The sequence below is a fragment of the Aquifex pyrophilus genome (assembly GCF_054656935.1).
The window spans coordinates 37,783-53,930 of sequence record NZ_BAAHXJ010000005.1 but is presented as its reverse complement, the minus strand read 5'-3'; the positions used below and the strand labels follow the sequence as shown (position 1 = coordinate 53,930).

Sequence of the window (16,148 nt, the reverse complement as noted above, 5' to 3'; positions counted from 1 at the left end):
TTATTTTAAGTAATTTATGAGGGTTAAGTTTCTCGGCTCTTTTTACGAGGAGTTTCCCCCTCCCGATTATCCCGAGGTCGTTTTCGTGGGAAGGTCAAACGTGGGAAAGTCCTCACTCCTGAATATGGTCGTGGGGGCGAAGGTCGCAAGGGTCAGCAAGGAGCCCGGAAGAACGAGGGCCGTAAACTACTTCCTCCTTGAGGACGAGGTTTATCTCGTTGACGTTCCGGGATACGGATACGCAAAGGTGAAGAGGGAGGAGATGGAAAGGTGGAAAAAAATGATGGAAAAATACTTCCTTGAGAGGAAAGACAACATAAAGATGGCTTTTCTTTTGATTGACAGCGTCGCAGGTGTCCAGCCCCTTGACGAACAGATGATTGAGTGGTTTGAGTATTACGGCATTCCCTATACGGTTGTTCTCACGAAAACCGATAAGGCTACGCAGAAGGAGATATCACGAACCTTAAAGCAGGTAAAGCGTTACGTGGGGGAGGAGGCGGTGGTTCTCAGTTCCGCAAAGGAAAACAGGGGGAAAAAGGAGCTCCTCTCAAGAATTCTTAAGTGAGTAAAGTTTAAAGAAGTCCTCAAGCGTCAGACTCTCAACTCTCGCATCGGGGTTTATTCCAGCCCTCTCAAGAAGTTCCTTATCAATCTTTTTCCTGAGGGCCTTCCTCCTGTTTGCAAAAAGCGTCGTGAGGAAATTCTTGTAATCCCTTAAATCCTTTACATTAATCTTTTCCCTTCTCACGAGCTTTATAACCGAGGAGTTTACCTTAGGGGGAGGGACGAAGAATCTTGGGGGAACGGTCATCACGTATTCAACATCGTAAAAGCTCCTAACAAAGACCGAAAGCCAGCCTGTCTCCCTCCTTCCCTCAAGCTTTTCGGCAACCTCCTTCTGAACCATGTAAACCGCAATGGGAACGCAATCCTTGTTAAAAACGGTGTTTTCTATTATGAGACTCGCAACGTTGTAAGGCAGGTTCCCAACGAGTTTAAGCTCCTTCCCGAGCTCGCAGAAGGGAAACTCTGAGGCATCAGCGTGAATAACCTCAAGCCTTTCATCTTCAATCTCCTTCAGGTGCTCAACCATATCCCTGTCAAGCTCTATCACGTAAAGCTTCTTTAAGGGATAGCTCAGGAGAACACGGGTAAGATTTCCCGTTCCCCCCCCTATCTCAACAACCATATCCCCCTCTTTAATCTCAAGGGAGCGGGCTATCTTGTTTAAAACTCCTCTTGATACCAAGATGTGCTGACCGAAGGACTTTTTTAATCTCATTAAGATTAAAATACTGCTATGGCTAACGCTGTTCTTCTAATATCATGTCCCGACAGGAAGGGACTCGTTAAGGAAATATCTTCCTTCATAGCGGAAAACAACGGGAATATAGTTAACTTTGACCAGCACATAGACGAGCAAACGGGAACCTTCCTCGCAAGGGTTGAGTGGGAGCTGAAAGATTTTTCCATTCCGAGGGAGAAGATAAAAGAAGTCTTTAGGGAAAGTGTAGCAAATAGGTTCGGAATGAACTTTAAACTCAGCTTTACCGATTACGTTAAGAAGGTTGCCCTGTTTGTATCAAAACAGGAACATTGCTTTTACGACCTTATGCAGAGGTTTCGCTCGGGAGAGCTGAAAGGGGACGTAAGGCTCGTCATAAGCAATCACGAGAAGGCGAGGAAAACCGCTGAGTTCTTCGGTGTTCCCTTCTATCACGTTCCGAAGAATAGGGAGAACAAGAGGGAGGCTGAGAGAAAAGAGCTTGAGCTTCTGGAGAAAAACGGGGTTGAACTCGTAATCCTCGCAAGGTATATGCAGATACTATCCCCTGAATTCGTCAGGAGATACGAAAACAGGATTATAAATATACACCACTCCTTTCTCCCCGCTTTTCCGGGGGCAAGGCCCTACGAGAGGGCTTTCAAGAAGGGCGTAAAGATAATAGGGGCAACAGCCCATTACGTCACGGAGGAGCTTGACGAGGGACCTATAATAGAACAGGACGTTGTGAGAGTAAGCCACAAGGACAGCCTTCAGGATTTCATAAGGAAGGGAAAGGACATAGAAAAAATTGTTCTCGCCAGAGCGGTCAAGTGGCATCTTGAGGACAAGGTTCTCGTTTACAACGGGAAAACGGTTGTTTTTGAATGAATTACTTGAACGCTTTGAGGGCATTATTCAGCTTTTCCGATATCCATAAATCAAATAGGTCAACGGTCGGAAGGGTTAAGAATATCCTGTATTTGCCCTCTTTGTTTTTATCTTTTCCGTAGTAGGCGAAAGAAAGTCTTCCGAAACCGGTAGTTTCAAATATATCCTTCACTCTTTTTATAAAGTCCTTCGCTCCTGGTGGAAGCTTTTTATACTCTACGGGTATTGTGGGATTACCCCTATGGAAGAAAAACTCGGTGGTTATACCTATGCTTTCAACGTTGTGATAAAGCTTATCAAGTCCCTTTTTACGCAGGAAAGCTATAAGAAGTTCTCCCGCGGGAACGTTAAGTATTAAAGTGCCCTCTCCCCACTTCTTCTTTTTCGGTCTTACTTCCGCAAGCATATGAGCTGTTCCTTCTTTCTCTTCAATTTTCGCATATATAGATAGATTTTCGGGGAGTTCCTCTACGATTTCCTCAACGGTGTATTCCTCACCTTCGTATGTATAGGTTTCTCCCTTTTTTCTGAGACCTTCTTCCTGAAGAACATATGTAAGTTTACCCTTATGAAGGACAAGGAGTAAATCAAAGCCCCAATCCCTCAAAGATTTAACTTCAAACTCCTTTTCCTTTTCCGCCTCTCCCAATTTCTCAAATACCAAAGTTCTCTGAGCATGCTTTAACTTAAACTCAAGTTCCTTAAATTTTTCCATAATTTTTCTTATTTTATCCTAAGTTTTTGTACTTCTTTGCCTTTTCCAGGACACGTTTGACGTATCCCCAGTTATCAGCCCTTATTCCGTTGTAAGCCTTTATGGCAAGCTCCCAGCTCCCGAAACGCTCGTAATTCTCCTTAAGGATTCTCACGCCGAGTTCCACGTTAAGCTCAACATCGTAAAGCTCTTCGGGTGAGCTTATTCCGTATTCCTCCATGAGTCTTTTGTTATGTTTGTAGTTTATCTGCATAAGTCCTATATCCTCGCTCCCGTCCCTGTTTTTGTTGTAAGCTTTCGGATTGAAACCGCTTTCCTGCTCAATTATCGCTAAAACTATGTTTAGGGGAACTCCGTATTTTTCAGCCTTCTTCCTCGCAACCTCTTTTATGTATACTTTATCAACCTCCTTCTTTACGGGAGAGGCGTAAAAGTTAACGGGAGAAAAACTTATCTTCTTTTCCTCTTTAGGAATATAGGAGTAAAAATCCCCATTTATGTGTTTTTCCCTCGTTGTCTTTAACTTTATGGGAGGTGAAAAGAAGTTTTCTATCCTCATACTGATAAAGATAAGATATTACCGACGGATGAAGGTAGCCCTTTTTACCGACAGCTTCAGAAAGGATATGGGAGGTGGGACCAGGCTTGTTATAGACCTCGCAAAGGGTCTCAAGGAGAAAGGCCTTGACCTTCTTGTCGTAACGGGAAAAAACGTTGACGAAACAGCAGAGGAGTTTAACGTTTACAGACTCCCGAGCGTTAATTATCCCCTATACAGAAACGCGGAGGTCATACTTCCAAATAAGGAGCTCTTCCAGGTGGTAAAGGATTTCAATCCGGACGTTATCCATTATCACGACCCCTTCGCGGCGGGAATTATCGCACTTCTTTTGGGAAAACAGCTCGGAAAGAAGATTGTGGGAACGATTCACATTCACCCTGTTCATATCTCCTACTACTCGGTGAGGCTTGACAACGGCCTAATGGCCAAGATGCTCGTCGGTATATTCTCCCGTTTTACGGATACGCTTATATTCGTCTCCGAATACCAAAGAAGAATCTTCGGTCAGTTCCTCTCCGAGAGCGTAAGAACGGAGGTTATATATCCGGGCATTCCCGATTACTTCTTTAAGAAGAGGGCAAAGAAGGGGAAAAACAGAATCATCACCGTATCGAGGCTCGCACCAGAAAAGAACCTTGAGTTTGCCCTGAGGGTTATGAAGGAGGTTCAGAAGAAAAAAGATGTTGAGTATATAATCGCCGGAGACGGAGATATGAGGGAAAAGCTTGAGGAAGAGGCAAAGAATCTGGGGGTTTCCGTGAAGTTCCTCGGAAGGTTGGAAAGGGAAAAACTGCCCGAAGTTTATGAAAGTGCGGACCTTTTCTTCCATCCCTCAAAGACAGAAACCTTCGGACTCGTCTTTGCGGAAGCCATGGCGGTAGGTCTTCCCGTTGTATGCCTGAATTACGGCTCCGCTCCCGAGGTGGTTAACGGAGGGGGGATTATATGCGAGGAAGATGTGAGGAGTGTATCCGAGGCCATTCTTTCCCTCCTTGGGGACGACAGTCTCTGGCTTGAGAAGTCGGAAAAGGCAAGGCAGGTTGCCAAAAAAAGGTATAACTCCGAGAGATTTATAGAATCCCATATAAGGATTTACCTTTCCTGAGAGTCGGGAAAACCTATATTAATTCTCATAATGAAAGCGGAGTTTAACAAGGAGCTTATAAAGAAGTATGACAGACCAGGACCCCGTTACACGAGCTACCCTCCCGCCACCGAATTTAACGAGAGGTTCGGAGCGGAAGAATACATAAAGAGACTCATAAAGAGCAATGAGAGGAAGACACCCCTCTCCCTTTACTTCCACATACCCTTCTGCGAACAGAGATGTCTTTACTGCGGATGCAACGTGATAATATCCCACAGGAAGGGCATAGAAGAGCCTTACCTTGAGAGGGTTTACAAAGAAATGGATTTAGTTTCCCAGTATATAGACAAGGATAGGAAGGTTATACAGCTCCACTGGGGAGGAGGAACACCCAATTACCTCAGCCCCGAACAGATAAAGAAGTTCTTCGGAGAGATAGAAAAGAGGTTTCCCATAGACGAGAACGCGGAGATATCAATAGAGCTTGACCCAAGATACCTCACCGACGAGCAGATAAAGGCCATTAAGGAGGTGGGCTTTAACAGGGTAAGCATGGGAATACAGGACCTAAACCCAAAGGTTCAGCAGGCGGTAAACAGAGTTCAGCCCTACGAGCTCATAAAGGAGAAGATGGAAAAGCTGAGGGAGGCGGGATTTGAGAGCATAAACGTTGACCTCATATACGGACTTCCCTACCAGACAAAGGAGAGCTTTGAGGAAACGGTTGAGAAAGTTATAGAGCTTAATCCCGACAGGATAGCGACCTACAGCTTCGCCTACATACCCCAGATTAAACCCCACCAGCAACTCCTTCCGAAGGAGGCACTCCCATCAGCGGAGGAGAAGCTGAGAATTCTTGAGATGGTTATAGAGCGTTTCCAGTCCGCGGGATACGTTTACATAGGTATGGATCACTTCGCAAAGCCCCACGACGAGCTTGCGGTTGCCCAGAGGAAGGGAGAGCTCTGGAGAAACTTCCAGGGATACACCACGAAGAAGGGTGTTGAGCTTCTCGGATTCGGGGCAACGTCCATAGGAATGCTTTACGACTCCTACTTCCAGAACTGGAAAACCCTGAGGGATTACAACAAAACCGTTGATGAGGGAAGGATTCCCGTCTTCAGGGGATACGTCCTCAACGAGGACGACTTCATAAGAAGGGAAGTGATAATGGATATAATGTGTAATCTCGGAGTTGAGTTCGGGAAGATAGAGAAAATGTTCTCCATAAACTTTAAAGAATACTTTGAGAGGGAACTTGAGGAGTTGAGGGAGATGGAAGAGGACGGACTTATAAAGATTGAGGAGGACAGGATAAGGATTCTACCCGTGGGAAGGCTCCTGATTAGAAATGTTGCGATGGTCTTTGACGCACACCTCAGAAAGAAGAAGGAGGTAAGCTTCTCAAAAACGATTTAATGGGAACGCTTCTGGAGATAGAATCTCTTACGAAGACCTACAGGGTAAAGAAGGGCTTCTTCTCAAGGAAGGAGGTAAGGGCGTTAAGAGATGTGAGCCTAAAGATATACGAGGGCGAGATTCTGTGCCTTGTGGGAGAAAGCGGCTCTGGGAAAAGCACCCTCGGAAAGATTATCCTAAGGCTTGAGAAACCAACTGAGGGAAAGGTCCTCTTCAGGGGAAAGGATATATTCCAAATGGGAAAGGAATACACGAGAAAGGTCTCAGTCGTTTTTCAGGACCCGAGAACCTCGTTAAACCCGCGAATGAAGGTGAAAGAGATTATAGAAGAGCCCCTCATAGTTCACAGGGAGAAGGAAAGAAAGAGAAAGGTTCTTGAAGCGTTAAAGAGCGTGAGCCTCACAGAGGAAGTTCTTGAAAAGAGGCCCCTCCAGCTCTCGGGAGGACAGGCACAGAGGGTTGCGATAGCAAGGGCAATAGTTCTTAATCCCGAACTCATAGTTGCGGACGAGCCCACCGCATCCCTTGACCTCTCGGTTCAGGAGGAGGTTCTCAAGCTCTTTAAGGAGCTGAACGAAAAAGGTATATCCTTTCTCTTCATAACTCACGATATAAGGGTTGTTGAAAAGATAGCGGACCGTGTTGCGGTTTTATACGGAGGCGTCCTTATGGAGCTCGGAAGAAAGGAAGAGGTTCTGAAAAATCCATTAAACCCCTACACCCGCTTTCTCCTTGACAGCGTTCCCGCAAGACATCCCAAAGAGAGGAAGGAGGACATGCGCGTGAGCGAGGAGGAATACACCATACCCGAGGAGGGATGCCCCTTTTATCCGAGGTGTCCCGAGGCACTTGAGGAGTGCAGAAAGACCCTGAGGAGGTCGGAGATAGATGGAAGAGTCGTTGCCTGCAATCTATACTGACGTTCTCGTATTTCTCTTCTTACTATTCGCTTCGGGATTCTTCGCCTCTTCCGAGGTAGTTTTCTTCAGCGTTAGCAAGCCCCTTTTAATGAAGTTATCAAACTCCCGATTTTACAAGGTTCTCATGTATCTACTCTCAAAACCCAAGGAGGTTCTCATATCAATCCTCATAGGAAACGAGATAGTGAATATCTTCATATCCTCCTACGGGACTAAGATATTCGTTGAGGTCTTCGGGGATAAGGGTGCCTTTTTATCGGTAATCCTTTCCTCAACACTCATATTCCTCTTCGGGGAGACAATTCCCAAGAACGTGGTTCTTCCCATAGCGGACAGGCTCGCCATACTTTACGCACCTATTTTTTACGTCTTTCACCTTCTCATAACACCCCTCAGGTTCATACTTATTCTTCCCGTTCAGGGGCTTCTCAAGAAGATGGGGATAGAGGTTAAGGAGGAAACCTACAAGCTAACGGAGGAGAAACTCCTCGGGCTCATAGAGGAGGGGCTCGAATCTGGAGAGTTTGACCTTCAGGAAAAGGTAATGGTTGAGAGAGTCCTTGAGCTTGACAAGGTCCTCGTGAAGGAGATAATGACACCGAGACCTTACATCTTTGCACTTCCCGAGGACAAAAAGGTCGGGGAGGTTATACAGCTCATAAAGAAAAAAGCCCACAGCAAGATACCCGTATATAAGGAGGTTCTTGATAACCTCACGGGAGTTATCCACGTCAAGGACCTCCTTCCCGTTCAGTTGAACAAGGATAAGGAACTTAAGGAGTTTGCAAAGGAGCCCTTCGTAATCCCCGAGGTTATGACGCTCGCGAGGTTTCTGAACGAGCTCAGGAAGGCTAAGGTGAAACTTGCGGTAGTTGTTGACGAGCACGGAGTTGTGTCGGGAGTGATTACCCTTTACGACGTTCTCAAATGGATTGTGGGGGACATACCCGAGGAGTACGAGGAGGAGAAGACCCTTGAGAAGATATCCTCGGATACCTACAAGGTGGGCGGTTCGGTTAACATAGACGAGCTCGCCCAGAAGCTCGGGATAGAGCTCCCCGAGGAGTATGAGTATGACACCGTGAGCGGTTTTATAATGGCTAACTTGGGAAGAGTTCCTAAGAAGGGGGACGAGTTCGTGTTTGACGGATACAAGTTCATAGTGAACGAGGTTGAAAAGAACAAGGTGAAAGAGGTAATAGTGGTAAAGCTCCAGGAGGAGAAGGTGGAGAAATGAGGATAAAAGAGGTCGGAGAGTTCGGGCTGATAGAAAGGCTTAAAAACGTACTCTCCGCAGAGATAATAGGGGACGATACCGCACCCGTCAAGCACGGGAAAAGCACACTGCTTCTTACGACGGATACCATGACAGAAGGAGTTCACTTCCTGAGGGAATACCTTCCCGAGGCGATAGGTTGGAAGGCGGTAAGCGTGAACGTAAGCGATGTTGTAGCAAACGGAGGATACCCCAAGTGGATACTCGTCTCCCTTAACGTTCCGGAGGAGCTTGAGCTCACATACGTTGAGAGGATTTACGCGGGAATGAAGAGAGCCTGCACCTTTTACAACTGCGAGATACTCGGGGGAAACATTTCAAAGCTTGAAAAGGTAAGTATATCCCTTTTCCTCGTGGGGGAAGCTGAAAGGTTTGTGGGAAGGAAAGGGGCAAGGCCCGGGGATAGCCTCTTTGTTTCGGGAACCCTCGGGGACTCAAGGGCGGGACTTGAGCTCATTCTTATGAACAAGAAGGAATACGAACCCTTTGAGCTCGCACTAATTGAGAGACACCTGAGACCTACCGCACGAATAGACTACGTGAAGCACATACAGAAGTACGCAAACGCGAGCATGGACATAAGCGACGGACTCCTTTCAGATGCCTGGCATCTCTCCGAAAGGAGCAAGGTAAGACTCAACATAAACACGGAAAAGCTTCCCCTATCCAGGGAGCTTAAGCTCTTCTGTGAGAAATACAAGAAGAATCCCCTTGAATACGCTCTAATCGGAGGGGAAGACTACCAGCTTCTCTTTACACACCCAAAATCCTCCTGGAATCCCTTCCTTGACATGACCGAAATCGGAAGCGTTGAGGAGGGAGAAGGTGTTTACGTTGACGGGAAGCTCACAAAACCGAAGGGATGGAAACACTTCTGAGGCCTTCACCCTCGTGGAGGTTCTTATCGTCCTCACAATTTTATCCCTCATATTTACCCTTCTCAGCCTTTCCTTCTCAAGGGCCGTGAACTCCTCACTAAGCGGTATAAAGAACTCGGAAAACCTGAAAAAGGAGATAATCCTCTTCTGGGAGCTCAGAAAAGCCCTGACGGGAGCGAGGAAGATACTCCTTAGGGAAAGGGAGTTATACCTTGAGACGAGCGGAGGGGAGTTTTTCAAAGGAATCGTAAAGAAAGCCTACATATTCAAAGAAGGAACATTATACACTTACGAGTTTCCTTACCCTTCCGGGAGTTTAGACCTTTACGAGGAGGAAAAGCTCATAAAGAAAGGAAAGTTTAATAGCCTCAGGTTTTACGCCCTTGATAAAAACGGGAAGCACGATAAGTATGAGGGCCTTCCCGACTTTATACTGATTGAACTGAACGGGAAGGAGTTTACCTTTAAAATTAAGTGAGATGAAGTTAAGAAAACTTTACGAGGGAAAGGCGAAGATAGTTTATGAGACTGAAGAACCCGACAAGGTAATCCTTGAGTTCAAGGATACCGCAACAGCCTTTGACGGCGTGAAAAAGGAAGAGATAAAGGGGAAAGGTTCGCTAAATGCGGAGATTACCTCACTCATCTTTGAGATTCTCGAGAGGAAGGGGATTAAAACCCACTTCATTAAAAAGCTTTCCGAAAGGGAGATACTCGTGTGGAAGGCGGAACGCTTTCCCGTTGAGGTAGTTGTAAGAAACTTTTCCGCAGGGAGCTTTTCAAAGAGATACGGAATAAAGGAGGGAACACCCCTTAAGGAGCCCCTCGTTGAGTTCTTCATGAAGAGCGACGAGCTTCACGACCCCATGGTTTGCAAAAACCACATAAAGGTTCTCGGGCTTGCACCCGTTGAACTTCTTCCGGAAATGGAGAAAACCGCTTTAAAAGTTAACGAAATTTTAAAGGATTTATTCTCAAAAAAGGGAATTCTTCTTGTTGATTTCAAGCTTGAGTTCGGAAGGCTTCCCGACGGTTCCCTCGCTATAGTTGATGAGATAACACCCGACAGCATGAGGCTCTGGGATAAATCAACGGGGGAAAAGCTGGATAAAGACAGGTTTAGATTTGACCTCGGAGACCTTCTTGAAGGTTATAAAAAAGTTCTTTCCAAATTGGTAGGTTGAGTATAAAATTAAACTAACAAAAACTCAAAGGGAGGTGTGAAGATGACAAAAGCAGAACTAATAGCCAAGATAGCGGAGAAGGCCGGGATTACGAAAAAGGAAGCTGACGCCGCTCTCAAGGCTTTCGTAGAAGCGATACACGAACTCTTTGAAAGGGAGGAGATGCTAAGAATTCCCGGACTCGGAACCTTTAAAGTCTCAGTAAGAAAGGCAAGAAAGGGAAGGAACCCCAGAACGGGAGAAGTTATAGAGATACCCGCAAGGAAGGTTCTCACTTTCAAGCCCGCAAAGGAGCTCGTAAAACAGGCTTAATTTCCCCTTTCCCCTTTAAAATCTTTCTTAATGTTTAAAGTCCTTAACGTAATTGACGGTATCGGATGGTGCGGAACAAAAGAACAGACATATCTGATAACGAAGTATTTAGCCCTTAAAGGTGTTGAGAGCCACATAGCCCTCTCCTTTCAGTATAAGTACATGAAAGAAAAACTAAAGGGAACGCCCGTAAAAATTCACTTCTTTGAGGATTACAAGGGGGGGAGCTCCCGGTTCAATCCGGCAAACGTTTACAGGCTCAGGCGAATAATAAAGGAGAATAATTACGACTTCGTCATAGCCCACTCCTCCCACGCGATGGATTACGTTCTTCTCTCAACCCTCGGAATGAGGAAAAGACCAAAGATAATAGCTCTGAGGCGTTCGGGATTTCTGCCAAGTTTTTTCTCAAGAGCTTTTAAATACCGCTTTGCGGACAGGATAGTTGTCGTTTCGGAGCACGTTGCAAAGCTCTTAAGAGAAAAAGGAATCTTTAGGGATAAACTGAGGGTGATACAGAGCGGAATAGAGCTGAGCAGGTTTTTCCCGAGACCCGAGCTGAGGGAGGAAGTAAGAAGGGAGCTTGGAGTAAAAGAAAAGGAATACCTTTTTATGAACGTTGCAAACTGGCAACCCTGGAGAAAGGGACAGGAGGTGATACTCAAAGCCCTAAGGGAACTACCCTTTAAAAACTTTAAGATGGTTTTTGTGGGGCTTGATACGGACTCGGAGGAGGCGAGGGAGCTTTTCAAGAAATACGGGCTTGAAAAGAATTGTATAGGGCTCGGTTTCAGGAAGGATGTGGATAGACTCCTCCAAGGGGCGGACCTCTTTATAATGGCTTCCTTCTCGGAAGGTATAGCGGGAGCACTCCTCCAGGCTATGGCAACGGGGAGGGTTGTGGTCTCAACGGATGCGGGAGGCATACCCGAATACCTGAGGGACGGGGTAAACGGCTTTATGGTAAAGGTTGGGGACCACAAGGGGCTCGCTCGCAAGATAACGGAAGCTTTAAATCTTCCCGAGGAAAGAAGAAGGGAGATGGAGAAGGAAGCGGTAAAAACAGCAAAAAAATACTCCATAGAACGGACCGTTGAGAGATATATAGAGCTCTTTCGGGAGCTTAAAGGAAGTTCCCGACAGCCTCACCGAAAAGGGCAAAGAGAAGAAACCTCGGGAATCTCCCTATAACGCTCGCGATTACGAACCTCCACAGTTCAAACTCAAGTATGCCCGAAAGCCAGCAAAAGACCTTATAGGGAACGGGAGTTAGTCCCGCAATTATAACCGCAAAGGTTCCGTATCTGTTGTAGAAGGCCTCAGCCTTTAGAAATCTTTCCTCCCCCAAAAGCCTCTTTGCAACGGGCTCGCCGAGGAACTTACCGAGAAAATAGGCAACAACTCCTCCCGATACGCTTCCGAACGTTGCAACAATAGCGGAAAGGAGAGGGTTAAGTCCCATCGCGGTTGCACCGCTTATGAAGGGATCGGGAGGAACGGGCTGGATTATGCTCTCGGTGAATGCAATTAGGAATATGCCGAGGTAGCCGTAAGACTCAACAAATCCCTCAAGGGTAATCTTTAATGATTCCATAACTTGATTATCTTAAACAAACAGCTATTATCTTACCTATGGCAAAGAAGATAAGGTATCTTGACCGCAATAAAGAGCCCACTCTTCCCCCAGAGGAGAGGGTAAAGACCTTCAGGGAATATGAGCTCGGGTATTCCGTAAATCTTGCCCTTGACGAGGCCCAGAGATGTTTATTCTGCAAGGATGCTGACCAGAGATGTATAAAGGGATGTCCCGTTCACGTTGACATACCGGGATTCATAAAGAAGATAACGGAAGGAGACCTCGTCGGAGCTTACAAGGTTATCATTGAGTCCGATATATTCCCCTCCATATGCGGGAGGGTTTGCCCCCAGGAAAGGCAGTGTGAGGGAAGCTGTATCCTTTACTACGACACGGTGAGAAACAGAAAGAACAAGGGGCTTCCCGTTGCGATAGGTGCCCTTGAGAAGTTTGTGGGGGACTTCATAAGGATTTCGGGCATAGAGATTGAGATAGAGAAGGAACCTCCCACGGGTATGAAGGTTGCGGTAATAGGTGCAGGCCCTGCGGGGCTAAGCTGTGCTTACGAGCTTGCAAAGAAGGGACACGAGGTTCACGTTTACGAAGCCCTTCCCAAGCCCGGAGGTGTGATGTATTACGGCATTCCGAACGCGAGGCTTGATAAGGAGATAATTGAGTGGGAGATAAGAAGGCTTGAGAAGCTCGGTATAAAGTTCTTTTACGGCTACCTCGTTGGTAAGACGATAACCCTTGATGAGCTGAGGGAGAAATACGATGCGGTATTTATAGCGGTTGGAGCGGGAAGAGGTAAGCTCGGACTTCCTGGAGACCACCTAAAGGGCGTTTACTCCGCAATAGATTTCCTTATGAGGGTGAACCTATACAAGGCGAACGAGTTTCCGAAGAAGGGCGTTCCCGTTGAGCTTGGAAAGAAGACGGTGATAATTGGCGGTGGATTTACCGCGGTTGATTGTGCGATAACCGCAAGGAGGCTCGGCGTTGAGACCCACGTAGTTTACAGGAGAACGAGGGAAACCTCCTCCGCAAGGCAGGAGGAGTGGGACCACCTTATGGAAGACGGAGTAATAATCCACTGGCTCACCCAGCCCATTGAGATAATAGGAAACGAGAAGGGAGAAGTCGTCGGTATAAAGTGCATTAAGATGGAACTTGGAGAGCCCGACGAGAGCGGAAGGCCGAGACCTGTTCCCGTTCCTAACTCGGAGCACGTGATAGAGTGCGACTCGGTCATATTCGCTATAGGTCAGAGGGCAAACCCCGTTGCCTACGAGGGAAGCGGACTCAAGACTACAAAGTGGGGAACGATAGAGGTTAACGAGAGATACGAGACGAACCTTGAGGGCGTATTTGCGGGAGGAGACGTTATAAACGGAGGGGACAGGGTTGTCGTTGCTTTAGCTCATGGAAAGGAAGCTGCAAAATATATACACGAGTATTTAATGAGTAAGAAGGAGGCGGGAAGATGAGCATAAGGCACCAGATGAGGCAGAAGGTAGAAGAGCTCTTCAAACTCTTTATGGAGAGGGAAAATCCCCAAGGTGAAACAGTTGTTTATACCATCTTTGTTCCCAAAGAGGGAGATGTTGACGAGGAGTCGGTTGATATATTTGAGCAGGAGGTAAATCCCCAAGATGTGGAAAGTCTTGAGAAGTTCTTCTCAAGGGTTACGAAGGTTGCCCTTGAGAACGATGTGAAGGAGCTGAGACTTTACGGATACGCTTACGATAAAAACGGAGAGGTTGTTATAGTGTCCCCCGAAGGGGACGAAGAGGTTGAAGAGGTTGTAAAAGAGTTAATAGAGAGAATGAGGGAAGAGGTTTAAACGTATATAGGTTCAGTGAACTCGGAAATGCCCGTCGTCAGGCGGGTGTATATCGCCTTTCCTCTCAGGGACTTTAAAGGCACTCTTTCCTCACCGCTTTCCTTTACTATGACAAGCTCTTCGCCCTCAACCCTTATTTCCTTGGGAGGGTTTCCGCTTGACTTCTCAAGTATATTCTTATCTCTTAAAATATCCTGTGTGAAGACTTGTGCTTCTGCTGCCACGGCCATTTTTTCACCTCCTTTTTAATTTTTTCTGATTAATAATTTTTTCCCCTTACCTTGTATGTGTATGTTAGAAATCATCTCTCCAATCTATGAGAACCGCCTTTTTCTCAAGACATTCAAGGACTTTCTCTAAGCTCTCTTTCCTCACGAAGTAAACCCTTCCCCCGAGGGGGTCCCCTTCCCTCTTCAGGGGTTTTATCCTCACATAGCCTATTTTCTTCCCCGAGACGTATCCCGTTGTGTAGTGGGGGTCGTCGCTCCAGCAGAGCTCAGCAACAACTCCGCAGTGAAGGTTCTTCATCGTGAGTGCAAGGGCATCAACGGTCCTTAGAGTGTATCCCTTCCTAAGGAGAAGCTCAGTTATCCTCTTTCTCTCCTTCCAGTCAAAGTTTACGGTTCTTATACCTCTGCTTCTGTCTGGCTCAAGCCTCTCCCCCGTTTCTAAATCCATCAAAACAGCTCCCCTCATGTTTCCGCCCGAAGGGTTCGCACCCTTTGAGAGAATCTCAACAGCCTTCCTCGCCAACTTCTCCTCTATACCCTCTTCGGTGAGCTTCTTAACCGCAAACTTCCTTGCCTCCTCAACGCTTCCAAACTCGTAGGAGCTTATTCTCAGGCTGAAGGGAATTTCCTCAAAACTCTTTATCTTTTCAACCTTCAGGTTCATGAAATCGTAATCCTTAGGTCTTTTGAGGAGCTCCCTCAGGGTTTCCTCAATCTCTTCTTTTTTTACTATTCTTTCCGCTCCAGATACGTGCTTTCCCTCCTTTTCCGCACGCATGCGTATGCTGAAGAGCTCCATAATAAAAAATATGGCAATAGTAAGGGGGTATAAGGGCAAATACCCGAGGATACACGAAAGCGTATACCTCTCGGACAACGTCGTTGTGATAGGAGACGTTGAGATAGGTGAGGACTCAAGCGTGTGGTGGGGAACGGTGATAAGGGGGGACGTTAACTATATAAGGATAGGAAAGAGAACTAATATACAGGATAACTGCGTCGTTCACGTGACCCACGACACCCACCCTACGATAATAGGGGATAACGTAACGGTGGGTCACGGGGTTATCCTTCACGGATGCGTTCTTCACAACAATATTCTCGTCGGAATGGGAGCGACCATTATGGACGGGGTTGAGATAGAGGACTACGTTCTCGTAGGTGCGGGTGCCCTCGTCACACCCAATAAGAAAATTCCCTCGGGCGTCCTCGTTGCGGGCGTTCCCGCCAAAATCGTAAGGGAGCTGAAAGAAGAAGAGATAAAGCTCATAGAGGAATCAGCGGAAAACTACGTGAGGTATAAGAACGAGTATCTAAAAACGGGTCTTTAAAACTAAACCTTTGCGTTCCCTCCCACCCTCTTCCTTTCCTTTATTATATCCTCGTAAGCCCACTTTCTTAATATTCTCTTTATCTCTTCTTCGGATAGGGAAGGCCTGTTATACATGCCCTTTTCCCACCTCTGCCTCTGGGCCTCGTAAAGGATAATTCCCGTTGCGACGGAAACGTTGAGGCTCTGAGCCATTCCGAACATGGGTATAACCACCTTCTTGTCCGCGAGCTCCGCAAGTTCGGGAGAAACACCCTGAAGCTCATTTCCCACTATTATCACCGTGGGTTTTGTGTAATCCACACTTCTGAAGTCCACCGAGTCCTTTGAAATCCACGTAGCTACAATCTGGAAACCCCTTTCCTTGAACTCCTTTACCTTACCGACTGGGTCATCAACCTTCTCTATGAAAACCCACTTATGAGAGCCCTGAGTTATTCCCTCGTTTATCTTTGCCTTCTTCCCTTCCGCATGGTGGTAGTAAAGGTATAAAACCCCAACCGCATCGCATGTTCTTATGATTGCGGAGAAGTTATGCTCATTCTTAACGTTATCCGCAAATACTATGAGGTCCTTCTGTCTTTTCTCAAGAACCTCCCTCAGCCTCTTTAAGCGTTTCTCAACCACAAGGTATTCCATCAATTGAAAAATCTAATTA

21 protein-coding genes are annotated in these 16,148 nt (G+C 46.5%); 14 read left to right on the top strand and 7 right to left on the bottom strand.

Features of this window, described 5'->3' with window-relative positions:
- Nucleotides 1-16 precede the first annotated feature (16 nt).
- The gene (yihA, locus tag ACYQZ0_RS03870) at nt 17-568 is read left to right on the top strand and encodes a ribosome biogenesis GTP-binding protein YihA/YsxC (protein WP_459775285.1); all 552 of its coding nucleotides are present in this window, start codon (nt 17-19) and stop codon (nt 566-568) included.
- Here yihA and rsmA read toward each other — a convergent pair.
- The gene (rsmA, locus tag ACYQZ0_RS03865; protein ID WP_459775284.1) at nt 551-1,285 is read right to left on the bottom strand and encodes a 16S rRNA (adenine(1518)-N(6)/adenine(1519)-N(6))-dimethyltransferase RsmA; all 735 of its coding nucleotides are present in this window, start codon (nt 1,283-1,285) and stop codon (nt 551-553) included. The two genes, yihA and rsmA, sit on opposite strands and share 18 nt — an antisense overlap.
- Before the next feature lie 18 nt (nt 1,286-1,303).
- Here rsmA and purU point away from each other — a divergent pair, with 18 nt between their 5' ends.
- Complete coding sequence (gene purU / locus ACYQZ0_RS03860) at nt 1,304-2,158, top strand: formyltetrahydrofolate deformylase (protein WP_459775283.1); 855 nt, start codon at nt 1,304-1,306, stop codon at nt 2,156-2,158.
- 1 nt (nt 2,159) lies between these two features.
- Here the strand turns inward: purU and ACYQZ0_RS03855 are convergent, their stop codons facing one another.
- Together ACYQZ0_RS03855 and ACYQZ0_RS03850 are read right to left on the bottom strand one after the other, a co-directional pair.
- A complete protein-coding gene (locus tag ACYQZ0_RS03855) occupies nt 2,160-2,873 on the bottom strand; it encodes a TIGR00703 family protein (RefSeq protein ID WP_459775282.1) in 714 nt (237 codons plus the stop codon).
- Between the two features lie 13 nt (nt 2,874-2,886).
- Entirely contained in the window at nt 2,887-3,432 is a 546-nt protein-coding gene (locus ACYQZ0_RS03850) for a lytic transglycosylase domain-containing protein (RefSeq protein ID WP_459775281.1), read from the bottom strand.
- 28 nt (nt 3,433-3,460) lie between these two features.
- Between ACYQZ0_RS03850 and ACYQZ0_RS03845 the strand changes: the two genes are divergently transcribed.
- From ACYQZ0_RS03845 to ACYQZ0_RS03805, 9 genes are read left to right on the top strand one after another with little or no spacing between them, the layout of a single operon-like run.
- Entirely contained in the window at nt 3,461-4,540 is a 1,080-nt protein-coding gene (locus ACYQZ0_RS03845) for a glycosyltransferase (RefSeq protein WP_459775280.1), read from the top strand.
- Between the two features lie 30 nt (nt 4,541-4,570).
- Nucleotides 4,571-5,941, top strand: a complete 1,371-nt coding sequence (hemN, locus tag ACYQZ0_RS03840; RefSeq protein WP_459775279.1) for an oxygen-independent coproporphyrinogen III oxidase — start codon at nt 4,571-4,573, stop codon at nt 5,939-5,941.
- A complete protein-coding gene (locus tag ACYQZ0_RS03835) occupies nt 5,941-6,861 on the top strand; it encodes an ABC transporter ATP-binding protein (RefSeq protein ID WP_459775278.1) in 921 nt (306 codons plus the stop codon). Before hemN ends, ACYQZ0_RS03835 begins: the two co-directional genes overlap by 1 nt.
- A complete protein-coding gene (locus tag ACYQZ0_RS03830; protein WP_459775277.1) occupies nt 6,830-8,098 on the top strand; it encodes a hemolysin family protein in 1,269 nt (422 codons plus the stop codon). Before ACYQZ0_RS03835 ends, ACYQZ0_RS03830 begins: the two co-directional genes overlap by 32 nt.
- A complete protein-coding gene (thiL, locus tag ACYQZ0_RS03825; protein ID WP_459775276.1) occupies nt 8,095-9,015 on the top strand; it encodes a thiamine-phosphate kinase in 921 nt (306 codons plus the stop codon). Before ACYQZ0_RS03830 ends, thiL begins: the two co-directional genes overlap by 4 nt.
- The gene (locus ACYQZ0_RS03820) at nt 8,963-9,493 is read left to right on the top strand and encodes a type II secretion system protein (RefSeq protein WP_459775275.1); all 531 of its coding nucleotides are present in this window, start codon (nt 8,963-8,965) and stop codon (nt 9,491-9,493) included. The genes thiL and ACYQZ0_RS03820 overlap by 53 nt, the downstream gene beginning before the upstream one ends.
- A gap of 1 nt (nt 9,494) precedes the next feature.
- Entirely contained in the window at nt 9,495-10,199 is a 705-nt protein-coding gene (purC, locus tag ACYQZ0_RS03815) for a phosphoribosylaminoimidazolesuccinocarboxamide synthase (RefSeq protein ID WP_459775274.1), read from the top strand.
- 42 nt (nt 10,200-10,241) lie between these two features.
- A complete protein-coding gene (locus ACYQZ0_RS03810) occupies nt 10,242-10,511 on the top strand; it encodes an HU family DNA-binding protein (protein ID WP_459775273.1) in 270 nt (89 codons plus the stop codon).
- Nucleotides 10,512-10,541: 30 nt separating this feature from the next.
- Nucleotides 10,542-11,702: a glycosyltransferase family 4 protein gene (locus ACYQZ0_RS03805; RefSeq protein WP_459775272.1), complete on the top strand. Its 1,161-nt coding sequence runs from the start codon at nt 10,542-10,544 to the stop codon at nt 11,700-11,702.
- Here ACYQZ0_RS03805 and ACYQZ0_RS03800 read toward each other — a convergent pair.
- Nucleotides 11,635-12,105: a YqaA family protein gene (locus ACYQZ0_RS03800; protein ID WP_459775271.1), complete on the bottom strand. Its 471-nt coding sequence runs from the start codon at nt 12,103-12,105 to the stop codon at nt 11,635-11,637. The genes ACYQZ0_RS03805 and ACYQZ0_RS03800 overlap by 68 nt on opposite strands.
- Before the next feature lie 38 nt (nt 12,106-12,143).
- On the opposite strand from ACYQZ0_RS03800, the gene gltA reads away from it, so the two are divergent.
- Both gltA and ACYQZ0_RS03790 read left to right on the top strand, forming a co-directional pair.
- On the top strand, nt 12,144-13,574 hold the full coding sequence (gltA, locus tag ACYQZ0_RS03795; RefSeq protein ID WP_459775270.1) for an NADPH-dependent glutamate synthase: 1,431 nt from the start codon (nt 12,144-12,146) through the stop codon (nt 13,572-13,574).
- Nucleotides 13,571-13,930 (top strand): hypothetical protein, encoded by a 360-nt coding sequence (locus ACYQZ0_RS03790; protein ID WP_459775269.1) that lies wholly within the window; start codon nt 13,571-13,573, stop codon nt 13,928-13,930. Before gltA ends, ACYQZ0_RS03790 begins: the two co-directional genes overlap by 4 nt.
- On the opposite strand, the gene ACYQZ0_RS03785 is transcribed toward ACYQZ0_RS03790, so the two are convergent.
- Entirely contained in the window at nt 13,927-14,160 is a 234-nt protein-coding gene (locus ACYQZ0_RS03785) for a hypothetical protein (protein ID WP_459775268.1), read from the bottom strand. The two genes, ACYQZ0_RS03790 and ACYQZ0_RS03785, sit on opposite strands and share 4 nt — an antisense overlap.
- A gap of 64 nt (nt 14,161-14,224) precedes the next feature.
- On the bottom strand, nt 14,225-14,959 hold the full coding sequence (gene bioW, locus ACYQZ0_RS03780; protein WP_459775267.1) for a 6-carboxyhexanoate--CoA ligase: 735 nt from the start codon (nt 14,957-14,959) through the stop codon (nt 14,225-14,227).
- A gap of 10 nt (nt 14,960-14,969) precedes the next feature.
- On the opposite strand from bioW, the gene ACYQZ0_RS03775 reads away from it, so the two are divergent.
- Nucleotides 14,970-15,491 (top strand): gamma carbonic anhydrase family protein, encoded by a 522-nt coding sequence (locus ACYQZ0_RS03775; protein ID WP_459775266.1) that lies wholly within the window; start codon nt 14,970-14,972, stop codon nt 15,489-15,491.
- 2 nt (nt 15,492-15,493) lie between these two features.
- On the opposite strand, the gene trmH is transcribed toward ACYQZ0_RS03775, so the two are convergent.
- Complete coding sequence (trmH, locus tag ACYQZ0_RS03770) at nt 15,494-16,129, bottom strand: tRNA (guanosine(18)-2'-O)-methyltransferase TrmH (RefSeq protein WP_459775265.1); 636 nt, start codon at nt 16,127-16,129, stop codon at nt 15,494-15,496.
- Between the last annotated feature and the right edge of the window lie 19 nt (nt 16,130-16,148).